Source organism: Affinundibacterium danionis (assembly GCF_042432465.1).
GTDB lineage: Bacteria > Pseudomonadota > Gammaproteobacteria > Burkholderiales > Burkholderiaceae_D > Undibacterium > Undibacterium danionis.
In genome coordinates this window covers 148,809-168,588 of sequence record NZ_JBHLXJ010000004.1, presented here as the reverse complement: position 1 = coordinate 168,588, position 19,780 = coordinate 148,809, and the positions used below count along the sequence as shown (strand labels likewise).

Below are 19,780 nucleotides of genomic sequence, written 5' to 3'. Positions count from 1 at the left end.
ACCATTACGCTATCATCCTCGTTGTTACAAATATCTCATTCAGAGGAGTATTACATCATGACTAATACAACAAAAAAATCACTACATCCTTTGATTGCAATCGCAGCTGGTTCCGTTATTTTAGTTAGTCTAGTCGGGGTTGCCGCTATGACTGGCATGCTGCCCAATTCAAATGGCGAGTCGAAAGCAGATAAACCCAATGCAAGCACAGCGCTAATTGAAAGCAGCAGTTCTACTAAAGCTAACAGTAAAGAGCTAGCAAAAAACGCTACGTCAAAAACTACCGAACATAGTAGTGCGCGGGATAGTTTCAAAGATAGTGGGAGAGACAGTGATAAAGAAAAATTAAATTCGGCACAGACTACAGAAAAGGCAGTCTGCCAATCATGTGGCGTGGTCACATCGGTTCGTAGTTACGAGCAAAAAGCAGAAAAAGGTAGTGGCGTCGGCGCAGTGGCTGGTGCAGTTTTAGGTGGCGTAATCGGTAATCAAGTGGGCGGTGGCAATGGTCGGAAAATCGCTACCGTAGCAGGCGCAGTTGGCGGTAGTTACGTAGGCAATGAAATTGAAAAAAGCCGCAATTCGCATACAGTCCATGAAGTGACAGTAAAAATGGAAAACGGTGAAACTCGAACTTTCAAACCAAGCAGCCGACCAGATTGGCGCTCAGGTGATCGCGTGCGATTGGTGGATGGTCGCTTAGTGAGCAATGAGTAAGTGATGAGTAAGTGATCAGTAAGCTTACTTTAGGGTAAAAACGCACCATAAAGTACAAAGCGGCGACTTGAATTTCAAGCCGCCGTTTTTATTTGCTCTCAGTCGGTGTCAATGTAAGCATGCTATGCGCCTCCAGATCCAAAGCAGGGCGCGCAATGCCTTGCTTATCGGTCCAAACCTTAGGGGTTAAAGCTCCCGATAGACTCAAACTGGCACCATCCTCTAAGTTCAATAAAGCCTCACGCACGACATCGTTAAAAGCGATCACATTACAAATAATGCCGTCACCATCATCAGTCATTGCTTTGACTTTACAAGTCACGTAGTTCGAGTTCCCGTGGCCAGTTCTTTGTTCCGCGATGCCATACAGGCGACCTGAAATTAATGCGTCGATCATAATTGCTTATTTTGTTGAGGAGAGTTGAGCCGAATTATAGTACCTAAGATGCTGATTATTATTAATCATGACAAGCAAGGTCGCGAAGTTGGCTGTGTGCGGTAACAGGATAAAAGTTGAGAAATAGCTAGTGCTTGAGATCAAAGGGTTGAAAATATAAGTCTTATGGATAGCTAATATTATTTAAAGGTGTAAATTTAGTAATTACATTGAATGATGCTGATTGATAGCAGATTCTAAGAAGATTATGGCTTCGGATAGTTGGTGTTTTTATTATTTGGTAATGTTTCCAGTAATAATAGATGTCGCTAGACACCTAAATAGTTGATTCGCCAATTCCACAAAACAACAAAAGTCAGCGTTTTTTCCTTTACTTTTCAAAGCGCTTTGAATTAAACTAAAAATTAATCCAAAGCGCTTTGAATTTGAGCCTTAAATGTTAAAAATTATTCGTTCAGCGCTTTTTAATTTTCCAAAATATGAGTAAGTCTATGAAACCAGCCTGTATTTTTGACTTAGATGGTGTGATCGTAGATACCGCGAAGTATCACTATCTGGCTTGGAAGCGTTTGGCGAATAGTTTGGATTTTGATTTTACGGAACACGATAATGAACAGCTCAAAGGTGTGAGTCGGATTGAATCTTTGAGATTGATTTTGCGTCTTGGTAATAAGCAGTTGGACGAAGTTGAGTTTGATGCAGCTTTAGTGCAAAAAAATGGCTGGTATTTGGAATACATACAGCAAATCGGACCAGAAGAAATCTTGCCAGGTGCAGCGGAATTTTTGCGTTCGGTACGTGCACAGGGTATCAAAGTGGCGCTGGGATCGGCGAGTAAAAATGCGGTTTTGATCTTGGAACGCATACAGTTGCTAGATCAGTTTGACGCGATTGTCGATGGTAATAAAGTGAGCAAGGCCAAACCCGATCCTGAAGTGTTTTTAAAAGCGGCGGAAGAATTAGCGGTTCCTGCCAGTAATTGCATTGTGTTTGAAGATGCAGTGGCAGGGGTGCAGGCGGCGCGGAATGCGGGAATGAAAGTAGTGGGTATCGGAAGCGCAGCGGTGTTGGATCAGGCGCATTTTGTGCTGCCGAATTTTGCCGGTTTTGGAATCGCAGATGTATTGGCGCGCTTTGCCTAATTCAAAAAATAGTAAACGAAATAAATCAAAGACGGACGAAACTGCAATGAGAGACTACATCAAAAAAGACCCGTGGAATATTATCGAAGAAAGCTTTGATCCTGCTTTGAATCGTATCTCCGAAAGCATCTTTTCTATCGGTAACGGCAAGATGGGACAGCGGGCGAATTTTGAAGAAAAATATAGCGGAAGTACGCTGCGGGGTAGCTATGTAGCGGGCGTTTATTATCCAGATAAAACGCGCGTCGGCTGGTGGAAAAATGGTTATCCCGAATATTTTGCTAAGGTACTCAATGCGACCAATTGGATAGGTATTCATGTCAATGTCGATGGCGAAGAACTCGATCTGGCAACTGCTAACGTCACGAATTTTAAGCGTGTGCTCAATATGCAAGAAGGTATCTTGCAACGTAGTTTCGTGGCTACGCTCTCATCGGGAAAACAAATCGAAGTGCAATCCACGCGCTTTATCAGCATAGTTGATACCGACAATGCAGTGATTCGTTATTCGGTCAAAGCTTTGAACTTTAGTGGCAAACTTAGGTTTACGCCTTTGCTTGATTTGAATGTAGTGAATCAAGATTCAAATTACGATGAGCAGTTTTGGACAGAAATTTCACGTAATGCTGCGCAGGGTACGGCAAGCATTACCGGCGAAACCAAGAAGACTGCGTTTCATGTCGCTTGTGCGTTTAAGTTAGGGATGGAATATGACGGTGATGATGCGCTCTATACTATCGCGCCATTTTCACAAGATAAGTTAGTCGGAAATACCGTCAACCTTACGATAGTAGAAAATCAGACAGTCAGCTTGATCAAATATGTTGCGGTGATTTCGTCCTTGTATGCAGATAAAGCCAACATCCAAGGGGTTGCAGAAGCAAGTGTGGCTGCCGCATACGCAAAAGGTTTTGCCGCGATGTTGACCGAGCAGCGCGCAGCGTGGGCGAAGAAATGGGCGGAATGCGATATCACCATAGAAGGTGATGTCGCTGCACAGCAAGCGATACGCTTCAATATTTTGCAAATGAATCAAACTTACACTGGCGAAGATGAGCGCTTAAATATCGGGCCGAAAGGCTTCACTGGTGAGAAATATGGCGGTGTGACTTATTGGGATACAGAAGCGTATTGCTTACCGTTTTATCTGAAAACGGCCGATCCCAAAGTAGCCCGTCAATTACTCGTGTACCGCTACAAGCATCTCGGTCGCGCCATTGAAAATGCAGCTAAGCTGGGTTTTAAACATGGCGCCGCTTTGTACCCTATGGTGACCATCAATGGCGAAGAATGTCATAACGAATGGGAAATTACGTTTGAAGAAATTCACCGCAATGGCGCGATGAGTTTTGCAATTTACAACTACATTAATCACACGGGTGATGTTGGCTACTTGGCGGAATACGGCTTAGAAGTCTTGATCGCAATTTCTCGTTTTTGGCGTCAACGTGTCCAATGGTCAGATCGTCGTAATGGCTACATCATGCTGGGCGTGACGGGACCGAATGAATACGAAAATAATGTCAATAACAATTGGTACACCAATTTATTGGCGCAGTGGACTTTGAATTACACGCGTGAATCTTTGGCGCAAGTTAAAGTAAATGATCCACAACGGTATGCTGAGATTGTCGCCAAAACACAGTTAGGTGCTCACGAAGATGAAGAGACAATCTGGGCTGATGTGGCAGCAAAAATTGTGTTGCCTATAGATGAAGCAACGGGTGTATTTATCCAACATGACGGTTTTATGGATAAGGAATTGCTACCCATGACAGCGATCCCTAAAGGCGAATATCCTATTCATAAACACTGGTCTTGGGACAGAATTTTGCGTTCTTGCTACATCAAGCAGGCTGATGTCTTACAGGGGATTTATAACTTTGAAGCGAACTACGATAAAGCGACATTGAAGAAGAATTTTGATTTCTACGAGCCGCTGACCGTGCATGAATCGTCGCTGTCGCCCTGCATACATTCTATCTTGGCGTCGTCGCTCGGTTATGAAGATTTGGCGTACAAATTCTATTTGCGTACCGCACGTTTGGATCTTGATGATTACAACCATGATACGGATGATGGTTTGCACATTACCTCGATGGCCGGAACTTGGATGTCGGTGGTAGAAGGCTTTGGTGGCGTGCGTGTGCAGCAGGGCGTATTGCATTTGAATCCGAGTTTACCTAAGCAATGGCAAGGCTATTCCTTCCGTATTACTTTCCGTGGCGCTTTATTAAAAGTAGCGGTGAAGGCCAATGCAATCATTATAGAAAATGAGTCCGATCAAAAGTTGTCTATGCAAGTTGCTGGCGTTGAGCAGCACTTAGCAGCAAGGCAGACTTTGAACTTGGCACGTTGAATTCAAGCTGAATTCGCGCTCAAACTAATGAATGCTCAGACCTAAAGTGAAGGCAAAGTGAAACAATTTGTGAATTAACTAATTTGGTAATTGATTTCTGAGGCATTGAGTGATAAGGTAAATATGGAAGCACGAGTTCGATTTAATCTACGCTTGTTATGAATAAATCCCGTGTTTTTCTCGCCGAAAGAGGGAAATAGGTAGCCCACCAAAAGCGATGAGTTGGAGTAATTGTTGATATCAGTGGTTGATACGTTTTGTATTGGATTTCTTGCTCACATCGGAGGGGTAATCAGCTCGGTGATGAGTTTCGGCTCCCTCCTTACGAGAGTAAGTGAGGGGCTTTTTTTGTCCTCCAATTTCTCTTCTCACTTTTTTCCAATATTGAACGAAGTCGCTTTCTACAGGTCTATACGGGTCTATCGTGTACCGAATCTAAGCGTGATAAAAGATGAAAAAAACAGTTCTGCATAATCCTGATTGGTGGCGTGAAGCTGTCATTTATCAAGTCTATCCACGTAGTTTTAAAGACAGTAATGGTGATGGTATTGGTGATCTTCCGGGTATCACGGAAAAACTAGAATACATCGCTAGTCTTGGTGTCGACATTGTATGGATTTCTCCTTTCTTTACCTCGCCCATGAAGGACTTTGGTTACGATGTCGCTGATTATTGCGATGTCGATCCTTTGTTCGGTACGCTTGCTGATTTTGATACTCTGATCGAACGTGCCCATGAGCTCGGTTTGAAGATCATCATAGATCAGGTTTTGTCGCATACCGCAGAGTCGCACCCTTGGTTTGTTGAAAGTCGCCGTAGTCGCGATAGCAGCACAAACCCAAAATCTGATTGGTATGTCTGGGCAGATCCTAATCCAGACGGAACTCCCCCGAATAACTGGTTATCGATTTTTGGCGGATCTGCTTGGCAATGGGATACGCGTCGATGCCAATACTATTTGCATAATTTTCTCACCAGCCAGCCGGATATGAATTTTCATCATCCTGAAGTGCAAAAAGCGCATCTGGAAAATATGCGATTTTGGTTAGAGCGTGGCGTAGATGGTTTCCGTATGGATGCCTGTATCTACCATTTTCATGATCAGCAATTGCGACATAATCCGGTTGCGGCGAAACAAAATACGGTGAATGTAGCCGCTTCAAATCCCTACGGCATGCAGGCGCATATTTATGATAATTCTCGACCTGAGAACTTAGCCTTTCTCGAAAAAGTAAGATGTTTGCTCGACGAGTATCAGGCTATTTCTATAGGTGAAATTGGTGCCGATGATGCCTTGGAAGTCATGGCGCAATACACAGAAGGTGGTAAGCGACTGCACATGGCATATAGTTTTAATTTGCTGACTACCGAGTATTCGGCTGCTCACATCCGTCGTCAAGTCGAGGCTTTTGAGGCTAGAGTGAAAGAGGGTGGTGCTTCTTGGTCGGTTGGCAATCATGATGTGGCACGAGTTATGACGCGTTGGGGCGGTCAAGCTGCTAGCGCAGAATTTGCCAAGATGATTTTAACTTTGCAACTCGCGCTAAAAGGCACGCCATGCTTGTATCAGGGAGATGAGTTAGGATTGACCGAAGCCGAAGTCGCCTATGAAGATTTGCGAGATCCGGTCGGAATTAATTTTTGGCCAGAATCAAAAGGACGTGATGGCTGTCGCACACCGCTACCATGGGATGGTGACGCCGCTTATGCCGGATTTTCTAACGAGAAGCCTTGGTTGCCTGTGCCCTCTGAGCATTTTGCCTTGGCTGTGAGTGAGCAGGAAAAGAATCCAGAATCGCCTTTGCATTTTGCCCGCCGAGTTTTACGTTGGAGAAAAAGCATCCCGCAATTATTGCGCGGGGATATTTCCTTTTACGATTTGCCTGAACCCGTGTTGGGGCTGAGCCGTGATTTACCTGGCGCACCAAGTATGTACGTGGCGTTTAATTTGAGTGGTGAGGCAATTACGGTGGAGTGGCCGCAAGTACAAGATGCGATTGCGCTTTCTGGTCATGGTTTGGCTGGACAGAAAGACGGCAGTCAATTGGTCTTGCCGGCGTATGGCGCTTGGTTTGGTGTTAAACGTCAAAGCTGAGTGGGATAGGTCTGCGTTAGCCCGACACTAAGCTCGCGCTCTGCAACCGTGCGCCTATGTTTGCCGTGCTGTTCACAATTTTGCTTTTCCGTTTATACTGCTTTTTCTAGCGCTACTTTTCAAGACTATTTTTACGGATAAAGAATATGCAAATTAGTAAAAGACGGTTTACCCAAATGCTCGCTGGCACTGGATTAGGCGTGTTGACGAATTCGGTATTTGCCAGTGTTGCTGCCCCCGAAGCTGGTGTGGAATATAAAGCCTTGCGTCAACCACAAGCGGTAGAGGCGAGTAAAAAAATTGAGGTCATCGAGTTTTTTGCTTATTACTGCCCACATTGTTATGCCTTAGAGCCGATTTTGGCTGAGTGGGTTAAAAAGCAGGGCGATAAAATTGCCTTTAAACGCATTCACGTTTTGAATCCAGGCGTAGAGGCACAGCAGAAATTATTTTTTGCCCTAGATGGGATGGGAAAAGCTGAAGAGTTTCATAATAAGATCTTTGAGGCTTATCACGTCAAACGTAATCGCTTAATGACGGATGAGCAGATTAGAGCTTTTATCGACACAACAACGATAGACAAGGCCGCTTTTTATAATGCCTATAAATCTTTTACCGTCACCACGAAACAAGGTCGCTCACCACGTGTGATGGCAGATTATGAAATTGAATCATGGCCTAGTGTAGTCGTCGATGGTCGTTTACAAACTTCACCGAGCATGGCGGTACGTGGCTTAGGGCGAGTCACTGAGCAACAACAAAATGAGGCTTTGTTACCAGTTCTAGATTTTCTGGTCAGTAAAGCGCAGAAAGAAAAGGCCGCTGCACCTAAGTAACTAACTAAGTAGCAAACTAAGCGAGCCAGTAATGAAGTAAGTATTGAAGGCTGTGAACATAAAAAATGCCAGGTCTTGTGAACCTGGCATTTTGGTATTTGCTTTTATGTTTTCTTGGTCGAACTTACTTCAGTGTTACTCTATTGCACAAATACTTTGTATTCCCAAGGCTTCAAGTCAAATTTAACTTTATCGCCCTGAGGTGCTTTCGCACCGCTGATAGCATCGCGTAATTTTCCTTTAGCCAAAGCCGTTTCAATTTCAGCAGTCTGTGCTTGATTGGATAGGTTGAATATAGCGACTACTTTGTTTCCTGATTTTTCTCGTGTGAAAGCAAATACCTGTTCATCGCTACCCGTGTGCAGACGTTGCATTTCGCCACCTTCCACGCCATTCCATAAAGCTTTATTGGTTTTCTTTAATTGGAATAATTTAGTGTACAAGGCTTTGAAAGGATGGGCTTTCCATGCTATAGGATCGCGGTCAAAGAAATTCAGTGCCTTGTTATTACCTGCTTCTTGCCCACTGTATATCAGAGGCATACCTTTCATGATATTTGAGAGTACCAAAAAGGCTTCTACACCGTCACCGAGGCGTTCAAACTCGGTACCTTCCCAGCTATTCAAATCATGATTTGTGATATGCAGCATGCGATAGGAATTTGGATGGTAGTGTTTTTCTTCACCATTCAAATACGCATCGAGGTCTTTGACGTTTTTCTTTTGTTTCGCAATATCATTGAATAAGTCTTTGTATTGCCAGCCATAGGTCATATCAAAGGCTTTTTCTTGCAGCTCAAATTCATGTGCTTCTGCCAGCATAAAAACTTTTTTTGTTTTATCTAATTCTTTACGCGCATCGTTCCAGAAATCGGTCGGCACCATCGCAGCGACATCGCAACGGAAACCATCGATGTTATATTCAGTCAGCCAAAAACGCATAGCGTCTATCATCTCTTTACGCACTTGCTGATTGTTGTAATCGAGTGAAATCACATCGGCCCAATCAGGTACAGGCGGTACGAATTTTCCATCTTTGTCCTTCTTGTAATAGTCAGGATGTTGCGTGGTCCAGGCATGATCCCAAGACGTATGATTAGCAACCCAGTCTATGATCACATACATACCTTGAGCATGTATCGCTTTTACCAAATTCTTGAAATCGACCGGCGTACCAAATTCTGGATTAACCGCTTTGTAATCACGTACGGCGTAATAGCTACCCAATTCACCTTTGCGATTTTTTTCGCCGATAGGATTGATGGGCATAATCCAGATGACTTTGACGCCCATTTTTTTTAACTCAGGAAGATACGCTTGAAATTTTTTAAAGCTGCCTTCTTTAGAATGCTGGCGAATATTCGCTTCGTAAATCGTTGCGTTTTTTGTCCAAGCAGGATGCACGACGTCCGACTGGGTTTGTGCCGATACGGGCATGCTGCTGAGGCAGATGCCAGCTCCGAGGAGGAGAGAGAAGAGTAAATGTTTCATGAAATAACCTTGTGTTTTCGGGGGGGGATTGTTTACAACTAATTTCAGCGTACTGACTATTTCACTTCCAAGATCAAGGCTGTTTTTGCGTCAATCTTGAGTTGGGCTGCAAGCGGCATAGTCTGTCCGCTCATCACATCACGCGCACTGTTAGCATTTTGCAGAAGCTCTTGGAAGCGCTGCATATCAAGCTCCGTGGCTAGCGCATTACGATTAATAATGACCATGATTTTGCGTGTCTCTTTTCCACTATCGAGCAGACGAAAATACACATAACAATTATTTTCTGGCAGGAAGTGAATTAACTTACCTTGATGAATGGCGATTTCTGTTTTGCGCCAATTAAAAAGTTTTCGTACAAAATCCTGCATATCTTTTTGTGCGGAACTGAGTTGCTCACCTGTGAATGCGTTGATCTTGTCGTCATTCCATCCACCCGGAAAATCGCCACGTACTTTGCCGTCATCACGTTGTGTCGGACTGGTCATTAGGATTTCCGAACCATAAAACATTTGTGGTATGCCACGCAGTGTCGCCAGCATCACCAACGCTAGTTTATTGAGTGCGATGTCTTGATTTAAGGCAGAAAAAATACGTGGCGTATCGTGATTACCTTCAAAAATCGTCAGATTTTCAGGGTGTGGATAGATGAAGTCATTGGCGATGGCGTCATACATACTCATCATGTCAGCGGGTTTGCCGTTGTCTCCGATTAAACTAGTGTGCAAAGCTTGATACACAGAAAAGTCCATCATGCTTGGCATGTAAGATCGATAGCCATCGTGGTTCAGTTTATCTCGCTGCCAATAGGCGACGATATTGGGATTCATGCTCCATTCTTCGCCGACGATATTTAAGTTAGGATATTCGTTAGTGATCCGCTGTGACCAACGTGCCAAAAATTCTTTGTCGGAATAAGAGTAAGTATCGACGCGCAAACCAGATAGATCGGCGTACTCTATCCACCATAAAGTATTTTGGATTAAGTAGTTCGCTAGGAAGGGATTGCCTTGATTCATATCAGGCATGGTTTTAACAAACCAGCCATCGGTGAATTTTTTCTTATCACTTTGCGCAGCATGGATGTCTTGCAAAGTGCTGCGTATATGATTGGTCTCGGTATATTTTTTGGGGAAATTTAACCAGTCATTACTGGGTAAATCCTTCATCCACCAATGATTTGAGCCTATATGATTTAAGACGATATCTTGAATCATGCCTACGCCTTTTTGTTTGGCAGAAGCTACTAATTCTTTATAGCTGGCATTAGTCCCAAAACGAGGATCGATCTTATAAAAATCGGTTGCTGCATAACCGTGATAAGAGTTGACCGCCATAGCGTTTTCCATCAACGGTGTTGGCCACAACATGGTAAAGCCCAAATTAGCGATGTAATCTATGTGTTGTTGTATACCTTGTATATCGCCACCATGGCGTCCACCTGCAACATCACGTGCGAGCTTATCGCTGTAATCGGGATGACTATCGTTACTGGAGTCACCGTTGGCGAAACGATCTGGTACGATTAAATAAATCGCATCACTAGGCGTAAAACTGGCTCTTGACGCTGAATGTGGACGGCGATTTTCTAAACTAAAATTGTGTGTCAGGATCGTCTTATCGCCGCTCTTAAAAACGATGTTGACTATGCCTGCTACCGTATTTTCTGCAATGTGCAGATCAATAAATAAGTAATTAGGATTGTCACTACGCTGCACCTTGCGAAGGCTGACGCCACGATAGTTGATGTGAGGTGTGAGTTCGCTGATGTTTTTACCATGCACCATCAGTTGCACTTCGGGATGTTTCATCCCTATCCACCATGAAGATGGTTCTAGATGCTGAATGCTCTGGGTACTCTTTTGTGTTGAGTTTTTTGTTGTAGCAGTTTCGATTTCGGATGCAGATGCTAGATTGGGTATTCCAGCTATTACTGCACTCATCATTACAGTTGCGCAAAAAAAAACAGCGCCGCCCGACAAACTACCTAGGGGATTCAGTAATTTGCGAAGTCTTGGGGAGAATAGACGGCGCTGCATAGGTTTAAGCTTCACTTTGTTCGATTGCAAAAGCGGCGCCGTTTAATGCGGCTAAGGTATCGGTAATAAGTGCAGTGGGAATTTGCTGCAAATACGGTTGCAGACGACCCTTAGCTTCAAATTTTTCACGGAAACGCGAGGCAAAAAAGTAGTCGCCAAAACGCGGGACGATACCGCCACCGATATAGACTCCACTACGAGCACCTACTGTTAGAGCGATAGAGCCGCAGAAGCTGCCAAGCAAGGCGCAAAACGTATCTAAAGTTTGACGACAGACCGCATCTTGATTTTGTAAGCCGCGTTCAACAATTAATTCGGTACTCAGTTCTTCGCTAGCCTGATTCATTGTATGTGCTACGGCACGGTAAAGTACCGGTAAGCCTATGCCAGACAATAGCCGTTCGGCCGAGACGTGAGTAAATTCTTGACGCACCCGGCTCAGTACCGCTGATTCGAAATCATCAGTCGCCGCCAAACTAGCATGACCACCTTCACCCGGAATCGCAATCCAGCCATGACGAGTTTCAATCACCGAGCCAACTCCTAAACCTGTACCGGGACCGACTACCGCCAAGGTACCGTGGTGCTTGGGCAAAGTGCCATGAGCGCGAATTTGTCCCGCCTGCAAGCGTGGCAATGACAAGGCCAATGCCTCAAAATCGTTAATCACCAGAAAGCGCTCAAGTTGCAGGGCGGCTTGCACATGGGCTTTGGAAAATCCCCAGTGACTATTGGTGAAGTTAATTTGATCCTGACCCGCCGCAGTGGCGACCGCAAAAGCGGCACAACGCGGCGCTTGATAGGCTGCACCAAGTTGTTCTTGCAAACGTGCCAAATAGTTTTCGCTAGCCGCAATCGGGGTGTCGAATTTGTTGACGGCTAATGTGTGTACGTGGCTAATAGCCTGATCTTTGTCAGCAACCCAGCCAAAGCGAGCATTGCTGCCGCCTATGTCTGCTACCAACCAAGGGTAGGGCGCGGTCGCTATCGAGCAAGAAGAAGTGGCGTCAGTCATCAGAGCTAAGTCCTGTAGTGCAAATCATACAAAATTAGGTAAGCAGTGCAATTTTTGCTGCAGCACTGTGTTCCTAGGCTTTATACAACTCGTGGTAATTAAGATTTTGTGTGACTATTTTTGAGTAAATGTAGCAAAACTACATAAATATCGCAACGCATTTGTTATTAAGTTTCATGATTTTTCTAGAACTGTGGTTTTCCAGAAAAATATTGATCAAAAGTTTATTGAAATACTCTTGTTCAGTTTTGTTTTATTTAGACAATGAGTAACGATACTTTTACGATACTTTTACGATACTTTTACGATACTTTTACGAGACTTTTACGAGACTTTTGACTAAAGACGGTAAACGCTGTGTGAACTTGATGTCTATTAATCAGTGGGTGATGAAAGTCAGCTTGACTACAGTTGATTTTGTAGTCTAGTTACAAATCTTGCTTTCTCAAGGGCATTAAGTTCATAATTCAGAAGTTGATTTTCGATAATTTGTAGTTAAACGCCTGATATATCCGAGGTGCATCTAGTCAGACTACAATGTTATTTTGCATTGTATGGTTTGCATCTTAAGGTATTGCATTTCGCCTTATCTAATTGCATTCAATAGAATTACATAGCATCAAATGGCATCAGATAAGCAAGCTCAAATCAGTACAATCAAATAAGCATTCTCAATTTGGAACCCTATGGAAAATCAGTCAATTTCACGTTCTGCCAATATAAATGCAGAATACGCCACACCGCACTTGCTGGCGGATATCGGTGGCACTTATGCTCGTTTTGCATTGGAATTGGGACGGGGTGATTTTCAGTATGTCACCTCTTTGCTATGCGCTGATTATGTTGATTTTTACGCCGCAATACGTGCTTATCTCAAGACTTTGCCCGCTGAACTTTTGATTGAACATGCTGCAGTTGCGATTGCGAATCCAGTTGATGGCGATAGGGTCAGCATGACCAATTATCACTGGCATTTTTCAATCGAAGAAATGCGCCAAAAATTGGGATTTGACACCTTATTAATCGTGAATGACTTTACCGCGTTGGCGATGGCCTTACCTCGGTTGGGGCCGAATGATGTACAACAAATTGGCGGCGGTAGTCCGCGTAAGCAGAGTGTGATTGGTTTATTGGGACCTGGGAGTGGTCTAGGGACATCGGGTTTGATTCCTGCGGGAGATGGATGGATTTCGCTAGGGTCGGAAGGTGGGCACACCAGCTTCGCTCCTAGGGATGAACGTGAGATTGTGGTTTTGCGTTACGTCTGGAAACATTTTGAACATGTCTCGTTTGAACGTCTGGTATCCGGGCCCGGTTTAGAATTAATTTATCGTGCGCTGGTTGAGCATGGTCACGGCATGATGCGTGAAGTAAATGCTCCCGAAATTACTCAAATGGCCTTGGATCGAAGCGATCCTTTCTGCGTTGAGGCGCTCGATGTATTTTGTTCTTTACTGGGCACAGCGGCGGCTAATCTGGCGGTGACTTTGGGGGCGATGGGGGGCATTTATATAGGCGGCGGTATCGTCCCGCGTCTAGGTGAATACTTTGAAAAATCGAGTTTCCGCGCGCGCTTTGAGCAAAAAGGGCGCTTTAGCCGCTATGTCGCGGCGATACCGACTTTTGTGATTACGGCTGAGCACGCGACTTTTATGGGTGCTTCAGCCATTTTAGAAGCGCAATTACGCACATTAAGTAGCGACCCCGGATCTGCAATCCTAGGACAGATTCGTCGTATTCGTAGTAATTTATCGCCCGCTGAATTACGCGTTGCCGAACATGTGTTAGCGCATGCTCGTGCTGTGGTGAATGACCCGATTGCCGAGATCGCTCGTGCTGCTGATGTCAGTCAGCCTACGGTGATTCGTTTTTGTCGCTCTCTCGGCTGTGAAGGCTTGTCTGATTTTAAATTGCGATTAGCCTCAGGTTTGACCGGCACTGTGCCAGTCACGCATATTCAAGTGACTGATGATGATTCTGCTTTGGAATTAGGGGCCAAAGTCTTGGGTAATACGGCATCCTCGATTTTGCAAGTACGTAGCCAATTAAATCGCGACATGATAGAGCGCGCGATTAGCTTAATTAATCGTGCCAGTCGGCTTGAATTTTATGCTATTGGTCATTACGGTGTCGTCGCGCAAGATGCGCAGTTCAAATTTTTGCGTTTAGGAATTCCCAGTATTGCGCACACCGATTCGCGTCTGCAGTTGTTGTCTGCCAGCGTCTTAAGTGAACAAGATGTCGTCGTGATCAGTAGTAGTAGTGGTCGTTTGCCTGAGTTATTAGAGGTCGCTGAAAAAGCTCGTGAACGCGGTGCCAAGGTGATCGCCATCGCTGCCAGTCATTCACCTTTGATTCGTAAAGCAGATGTGGCCTTGATTGTGGATCACGTAGAAGACGTCACGACGCACCTACCTATGGTGAGTCGTATTTTGCATTTGCTGGTGATCGACATGTTAGCGGTAGGGGTGGCAATGGGGCGTAATCAAGGTAGTGCGTCATTGATGCGCGGTGAGGCGGATGAACGCTTAGATGAAGCCACCATAGAAAACCCGGTGATGGTGAAAAAAGCTGGTGCACGTAATCAGGCGCCTGGTGTCAGCTTAGCCTCACCATTAGCAAAATTGACTTCGCATAGCCGCGAATAAGGCTAGCTTAACTTGCTCTTGCTCGTCGTATTCTATAAACCTTGAGTGTTTGTATAAGTAAGGAATTCGTAAAGAAAATCGTAAGATATTTATCAGACACTCAAACTATGGTTTTGTCTTAAATCCTCTTTAAAATCCCGCCTTAAATCCTAATGGTGTTCAGTTAAGCTCAATGAGATGAACTGTCGTTCCCGCGTAGGTGGGAACGACAAACTTTGAGCTTTTCCACTTGACTAAATGGCATTACACCTCAAGTTCGCTTGTGCTAGCTCGGTTCCTCTAGTCCGCTTCCTCAATTCGCACCGCCAATTCTTACTTGGTGCGCGCTTTTCGACATTTAAATCCTTACTTTTTGCAATTCGTCGCATAGCGGTGGTACTTGACTTTGGCTTTCGATAAAGTACACCCATCGACACACCAAACAAGAAGGAAGTCGATAAAAAACAAGTTCCATTTAATCGTAAATTAGTCATCCAATTAAGGAGAAATACCATGAAAACAATTACCGCTACCGCCATCGTTTCTGCAGCTTCTGCTTGCGTCACTTCATTGATTTTTGTTGGCATCGTCAACATCGCGACTAGCACTGATGTTGCAGCATCTGTAGCGCCGATTCAAACAGTTACTGTGAGTGCCAAACGCATGAGCGATGCTGAAAAACAAGCTTACGATATGCAATTAGCTCAATCTACGGTGACACAAGTGATAGAGATTCGCGCTAAACGTTTGACTGCTGCAGAAAAAGCGCAAATGGCTGATGAATAATAGTTGCTGAATAAGTGAGTGATAATTTTCTGATTGATTCAGGGCTGTAAATGCATCAAGTAGTTAAATAATGTCAAAATGGTTTAGCCCGATCGGCGGTTAAACCCAGTGCAGGTAATTACAGTTAAGCACTGATAAAGATTCAAAATTTCTTTTTGAGCCGATCTTCTCCCTTGCCTCGTATTTTCTGCATCATATCTTCTAGCAAGATCGTCCTAACAATATTTCCTAGTAAGATTGCCTACCTCATATTTTTGATTTCTTCTAAAAGAAATTAATTTTTCACTTGATTTTTCTCCGCATACATCTCAGGTGCGTTTGACGATCACCGTCTTGTTGACTTCAATTTTTAATGTAATTGATCACTAAAGAAAATTGCGAACTTTCGTAGGATGGTCTGTGCGCATCGTGTATGGATTTCTATCAAGGATGATCTTTGTCTGCGCATTGTTGTCCTATGTAAATCCTCAACATATCTTTTTTAGACAGAGCTTAATCATCACTTTTCGACGCTTGATTCCCGCCTTTCTGCATTTCGTCGCATACGCATAGCACTTGACTTTCGGCTTCGCTAAAGTACACACATCGAAACACAAATTGAAGCAAAAACTAAAGAGTGAAACCGTCAATTTAGTTATCCATTTAGTTACCTATTCAATAAAAATTTACCGAAAAACTTTAGGAGAAAATCATGAAAACAATTACCGCCACAGCCATCGTTTCTGCTGCATCTGCATGCGTAACATCTTTGATTTTTGTTGGTGTCGTTAATCTGGCTACGACATCCGAAGTCGGTGCAACAGCAGCGCCGATGCAAAAAATTACCGTCAGCGCTAACCGTATGACAGCAGAAGAAAAATTGGCCTATGATCTGGAATTATCACAATCGGCAAACCTCATGAATGCTACCAGCACACAAGTGGTCGTGATCCGCGCAAAACGTTTAAGCGCAGCAGAAAAAGCACAAATGGCAGATGAATAATTGGCAGATTATTGCGCTAAATGAGCATGCTGCCTTAGGGGGAAGTCATCAATGATATGAAGATGTACAGTGCGCAAGCACAAGCCTAAAGCACAAAAAAAGCACAACCCAGTACGATGCTTAGTGAAATAGAAGCTCAAAACATCTCAACAAAAATCTCGGCTTCTAGTCTCCAGCTCTCCCAATAAATGGGACAAATCGACTAAGCGCATCGCGATCAGGTGCCGCACATTTTGCTGACTCTGCCAGCGTCCATATACGCCAAGCAGCGATGCACCATAAATTTCTTTGCGAAATTGTTCAACTACATTTTGCCAGCAGATCACGTTGACATTGCCCGTCTCGTCTTCAATCGTTAGAAACAGCACGCCTTTTGCGGTCTGCGGTCGCTGTCTGACCGTGACAATGCCACATCCGCGTGCAAACATGCCGTCGGCACTGACTTGTAAAACACTGGAACGCAAAAAGCGCATTTTATTTAATCGTTCACGCAGCAATGCTAATGGATGTCGGCCCAGCGTTAAGCCAAGACTACGATAATCAGCAATGATGGCGTCTCCTTCGCTGGGAGCACTGAGTTCAATGTGTGCTTCATGTGCATTGGCATCGCGCAGCAATCCCTTATCAGGAATGCTGACGACAGATTGCCACATAGCTTGATGACGGTTACCCGCCAGAGATTCGAGCGCATTCGCGTTTGCCAGCGCTTGAATATCCTGTCTATCCAGCTTAGCTCTGCTTGATAGATCACTGATGCTAGTAAATTGCTGAATCGCCCTTGCTTCTTCTATGCGCCAAGCAGCGTCACGCTTGAGTCCATTGATATTATTCAGACCTAGCCTGACCGCAGGCTGTTGATTCGGTATCGGCTCCAGACAGGCATCCCAGTTACTGATACGGACATCGACAGGTCTTACGGTCAAACCATGACGTTGACTATCTTGGACTAAGGCTGATCTCGAATAAAAGCCCATAGGAAAACTGTTTAGCAAAGCACATAGAAATGCAGCTGGTTCATGACACTTCAACCAACTACTGGCATAGGCGAGTAAGGCGAAGCTGGCGGCATGACTTTCAGGAAAACCATATTCCGCAAAGCCACGTATTTGTCCAATAATAGCAATGGCAAATTCTGGCGCGTAGCCACGTTCTGCCATGCCTTCTTCGAGCTTTTTTTCGAACTGTTCTAAATTCCCTTTGCGCTTCCATGCGGCCATAGCGCGACGCAAGGCATCAGCTTCTCCTGCGCTAAAACCGGCTGCGACCATCGCAATTTGCATCACTTGTTCTTGAAAAATCGGTACGCCCAATGTTCTGGACAAAACTTTTTCCATATCTTTGCTGGGATAGCTGACCGGTTCTATGCCTTGCCTGCGTCTTAGGTAGGGCTGAATCATGCCTCCTTGAATTGGCCCTGGTCGAATAATCGCAACTTCAATGACCAGGTCGTAATAAGTCCGAGGTAGTAATCTCGGTAGCATAGACATTTGGGCCCTGCTCTCGATTTGAAAAACGCCTACGGTATCTGCTGCACAGATCATGTCGTAAGTTGCAGGGTCTTCAGCGGGGATATCAGACAATTCAAATCGTTCGCCTCTTTGCTCTGATACCAAATCAAGCGCACGTCGTATGCAACTCAGCATGCCTAGCGCTAGGATGTCAATTTTAAGCAGTCCAACTGCATCTAAATCATCCTTATCCCATTGAACAACACTGCGGTTTGCCATGGCGGCGTTTTCTATCGGTACGAGGCGAGATAGTTTTTCATGGGCGATGACGAAGCCGCCCGGATGCTGCGACATATGGCGTGGAAATTTCATCATTTTGTCGGCAATTTCTGACCATTTTTGTGCGATGGCAGAATCTGGATCTAAGCCACAGTCTTTCAGACGCTGCGCAAGATCAGCACTACCGCCCCAGCCATGGCGGGCTTTGGCCACTTTTTCTACGATGGATAAATCAATTCCGAGCGCCTTGCCGACATCTCGTAATACGCTCTTGGGGCGGTAAGAAATAATTACGCCTGTTAATGCGGCTCTCAAGCGTCCATATTTACGGTAAATGTACTGGATGACTTCTTCACGTCTTTGGTGTTCAAAGTCCACGTCGATGTCTGGTGGCTCATTGCGCTCTTTTGAGATAAAGCGCTCAAACAGCATGGTGCCGCGCGCCGGATCAACTTCTGTAATGCCTAAGCAGTAGCAAACCGTTGAATTGGCGGCACTGCCTCGTCCCTGACAAAGAATGTTCTGGCTGCGAGCAAAACGGACAATGTCATATACCGTCAAAAAATACGGCTCGTATTTAAGCTCTGCGATCAATGTCAACTCGTATTCAAGCTGCATTTGCACAGTCGCGGGAATGCCAGAAGGAAAACGCCAGTTCGCACCGATGTAGCTTTCTTTGCGTAAATAGCTCGTCACTGTTTCGCCTGCAGGGACGAATTCTTCTGGGTATTCGTATTGAAGTTCATCCAAGGAGAAGCGGCATAATTGGGCTATCCGCAAGGTTTCATCTAATGCTTCTCGGTTGTACAAATTAGCGATGCGTAGCCGAGAACGCAGATGTTGTTCTGCATTGGATGCCAGTTTATAGCCGCATTGTGAGATTGCTAGTCCATGCCTGATCGCGGTCATGGTGTCTTGCACTGGTTTGTAGGAGCGCACATGCATACATATGTCTCCGGTGGCAACCACAGGCAGGCCGTAATGCTCTGCAACGCTATAGATGACTTGCTTGTGCGATTCATCCTTGGAGCGGTTGTGCAGGCTTAGCGCAATGCGTGCTCGACCGGGACAGGTGTGCACCAGCCAGGCCGCTTGTAGTGCTAAGGTTTCTGGCGCAATGCCATAGGATGGCGCCAGTATTAACTGACAGTCTGGCATCCCTTTTAAATGTGAGAGATCGCCAGTCGGATGAGCTAGATCTTCTGGTCTGATCAGGTAGCTGCCTTTTTCTGCGCGGGTACGACCTACTGTGATGAGCTCACACAGATTGCCATAGCCATTTTTATTCATCGCAAGAATGATCAGATTAAAAGCGGGCGTATGATTTTCTGGAGTGATCAACATTTGACTACCGATGATCAGTTGTAAACCATATTTTTTTGCTTCCACATGCGCTTTGATAATGCCAGACACACTGCATTCATCGGTAATAGCGATGGCTTGGTAGTCTAGTTTGACGGCACGTTGAATTATGTCTTCTGGCGCAGACGCCCCGCGCAAAAAACTATAATGCGTGTAAGTTTGGAGTTCGGCATAAGCCGGCAGTAAAGAGTTCGTTAGCATGGCGA

At 44.8% G+C, this 19,780-nt stretch carries 13 protein-coding genes; 8 read left to right on the top strand and 5 right to left on the bottom strand.

Going from position 1 to position 19,780, the window contains the following annotated elements; genetic code table 11:
- Nucleotides 1-57 precede the first annotated feature (57 nt).
- Entirely contained in the window at nt 58-717 is a 660-nt protein-coding gene (locus ACFFJH_RS04825; RefSeq protein ID WP_390210475.1) for an outer membrane lipoprotein, read from the top strand.
- Nucleotides 718-805: 88 nt separating this feature from the next.
- Here the strand turns inward: ACFFJH_RS04825 and ACFFJH_RS04820 are convergent, their stop codons facing one another.
- Nucleotides 806-1,114 carry a single-stranded DNA-binding protein gene (locus ACFFJH_RS04820; protein ID WP_390210474.1) on the bottom strand — a complete coding sequence of 103 codons (309 nt, stop codon included), beginning with the start codon at nt 1,112-1,114 and terminating at the stop codon, nt 806-808.
- 491 nt (nt 1,115-1,605) lie between these two features.
- Between ACFFJH_RS04820 and pgmB the strand changes: the two genes are divergently transcribed.
- From pgmB to ACFFJH_RS04800, 4 genes are all read left to right on the top strand, one after another.
- A complete protein-coding gene (pgmB, locus tag ACFFJH_RS04815) occupies nt 1,606-2,256 on the top strand; it encodes a beta-phosphoglucomutase (protein ID WP_390210472.1) in 651 nt (216 codons plus the stop codon).
- Between the two features lie 46 nt (nt 2,257-2,302).
- Nucleotides 2,303-4,615 (top strand): family 65 glycosyl hydrolase domain-containing protein, encoded by a 2,313-nt coding sequence (locus ACFFJH_RS04810; protein ID WP_390210471.1) that lies wholly within the window; start codon nt 2,303-2,305, stop codon nt 4,613-4,615.
- Nucleotides 4,616-5,066: 451 nt separating this feature from the next.
- A complete protein-coding gene (locus ACFFJH_RS04805) occupies nt 5,067-6,710 on the top strand; it encodes an alpha-amylase family glycosyl hydrolase (protein WP_390210470.1) in 1,644 nt (547 codons plus the stop codon).
- A 146-nt stretch (nt 6,711-6,856) separates the two neighbouring features.
- The gene (locus tag ACFFJH_RS04800) at nt 6,857-7,546 is read left to right on the top strand and encodes a thiol:disulfide interchange protein DsbA/DsbL (protein ID WP_390210468.1); all 690 of its coding nucleotides are present in this window, start codon (nt 6,857-6,859) and stop codon (nt 7,544-7,546) included.
- A 140-nt stretch (nt 7,547-7,686) separates the two neighbouring features.
- On the opposite strand, the gene ACFFJH_RS04795 is transcribed toward ACFFJH_RS04800, so the two are convergent.
- From ACFFJH_RS04795 to glk, 3 genes are all read right to left on the bottom strand, one after another.
- Complete coding sequence (locus tag ACFFJH_RS04795) at nt 7,687-9,036, bottom strand: alpha-amylase family glycosyl hydrolase (RefSeq protein WP_390210467.1); 1,350 nt, start codon at nt 9,034-9,036, stop codon at nt 7,687-7,689.
- A 56-nt stretch (nt 9,037-9,092) separates the two neighbouring features.
- Entirely contained in the window at nt 9,093-10,979 is a 1,887-nt protein-coding gene (locus ACFFJH_RS04790) for a glycoside hydrolase family 13 protein (RefSeq protein ID WP_390210602.1), read from the bottom strand.
- A 100-nt stretch (nt 10,980-11,079) separates the two neighbouring features.
- Entirely contained in the window at nt 11,080-12,090 is a 1,011-nt protein-coding gene (glk, locus tag ACFFJH_RS04785) for a glucokinase (protein WP_390210465.1), read from the bottom strand.
- Nucleotides 12,091-12,776: 686 nt separating this feature from the next.
- On the opposite strand from glk, the gene ACFFJH_RS04780 reads away from it, so the two are divergent.
- The 3 genes from ACFFJH_RS04780 to ACFFJH_RS04770 all read left to right on the top strand — a co-directional run bounded on the left by ACFFJH_RS04780 (nt 12,777) and on the right by ACFFJH_RS04770 (nt 16,485).
- Nucleotides 12,777-14,738 carry a glucokinase gene (locus ACFFJH_RS04780; RefSeq protein WP_390210463.1) on the top strand — a complete coding sequence of 654 codons (1,962 nt, stop codon included), beginning with the start codon at nt 12,777-12,779 and terminating at the stop codon, nt 14,736-14,738.
- 492 nt (nt 14,739-15,230) lie between these two features.
- Nucleotides 15,231-15,503: a hypothetical protein gene (locus tag ACFFJH_RS04775; RefSeq protein ID WP_390210462.1), complete on the top strand. Its 273-nt coding sequence runs from the start codon at nt 15,231-15,233 to the stop codon at nt 15,501-15,503.
- Between the two features lie 691 nt (nt 15,504-16,194).
- The gene (locus ACFFJH_RS04770) at nt 16,195-16,485 is read left to right on the top strand and encodes a hypothetical protein (protein WP_390210460.1); all 291 of its coding nucleotides are present in this window, start codon (nt 16,195-16,197) and stop codon (nt 16,483-16,485) included.
- Between the two features lie 146 nt (nt 16,486-16,631).
- Here ACFFJH_RS04770 and ACFFJH_RS04765 read toward each other — a convergent pair whose 3' ends face one another.
- A complete protein-coding gene (locus ACFFJH_RS04765) occupies nt 16,632-19,775 on the bottom strand; it encodes an error-prone DNA polymerase (protein ID WP_390210459.1) in 3,144 nt (1,047 codons plus the stop codon).
- Between the last annotated feature and the right edge of the window lie 5 nt (nt 19,776-19,780).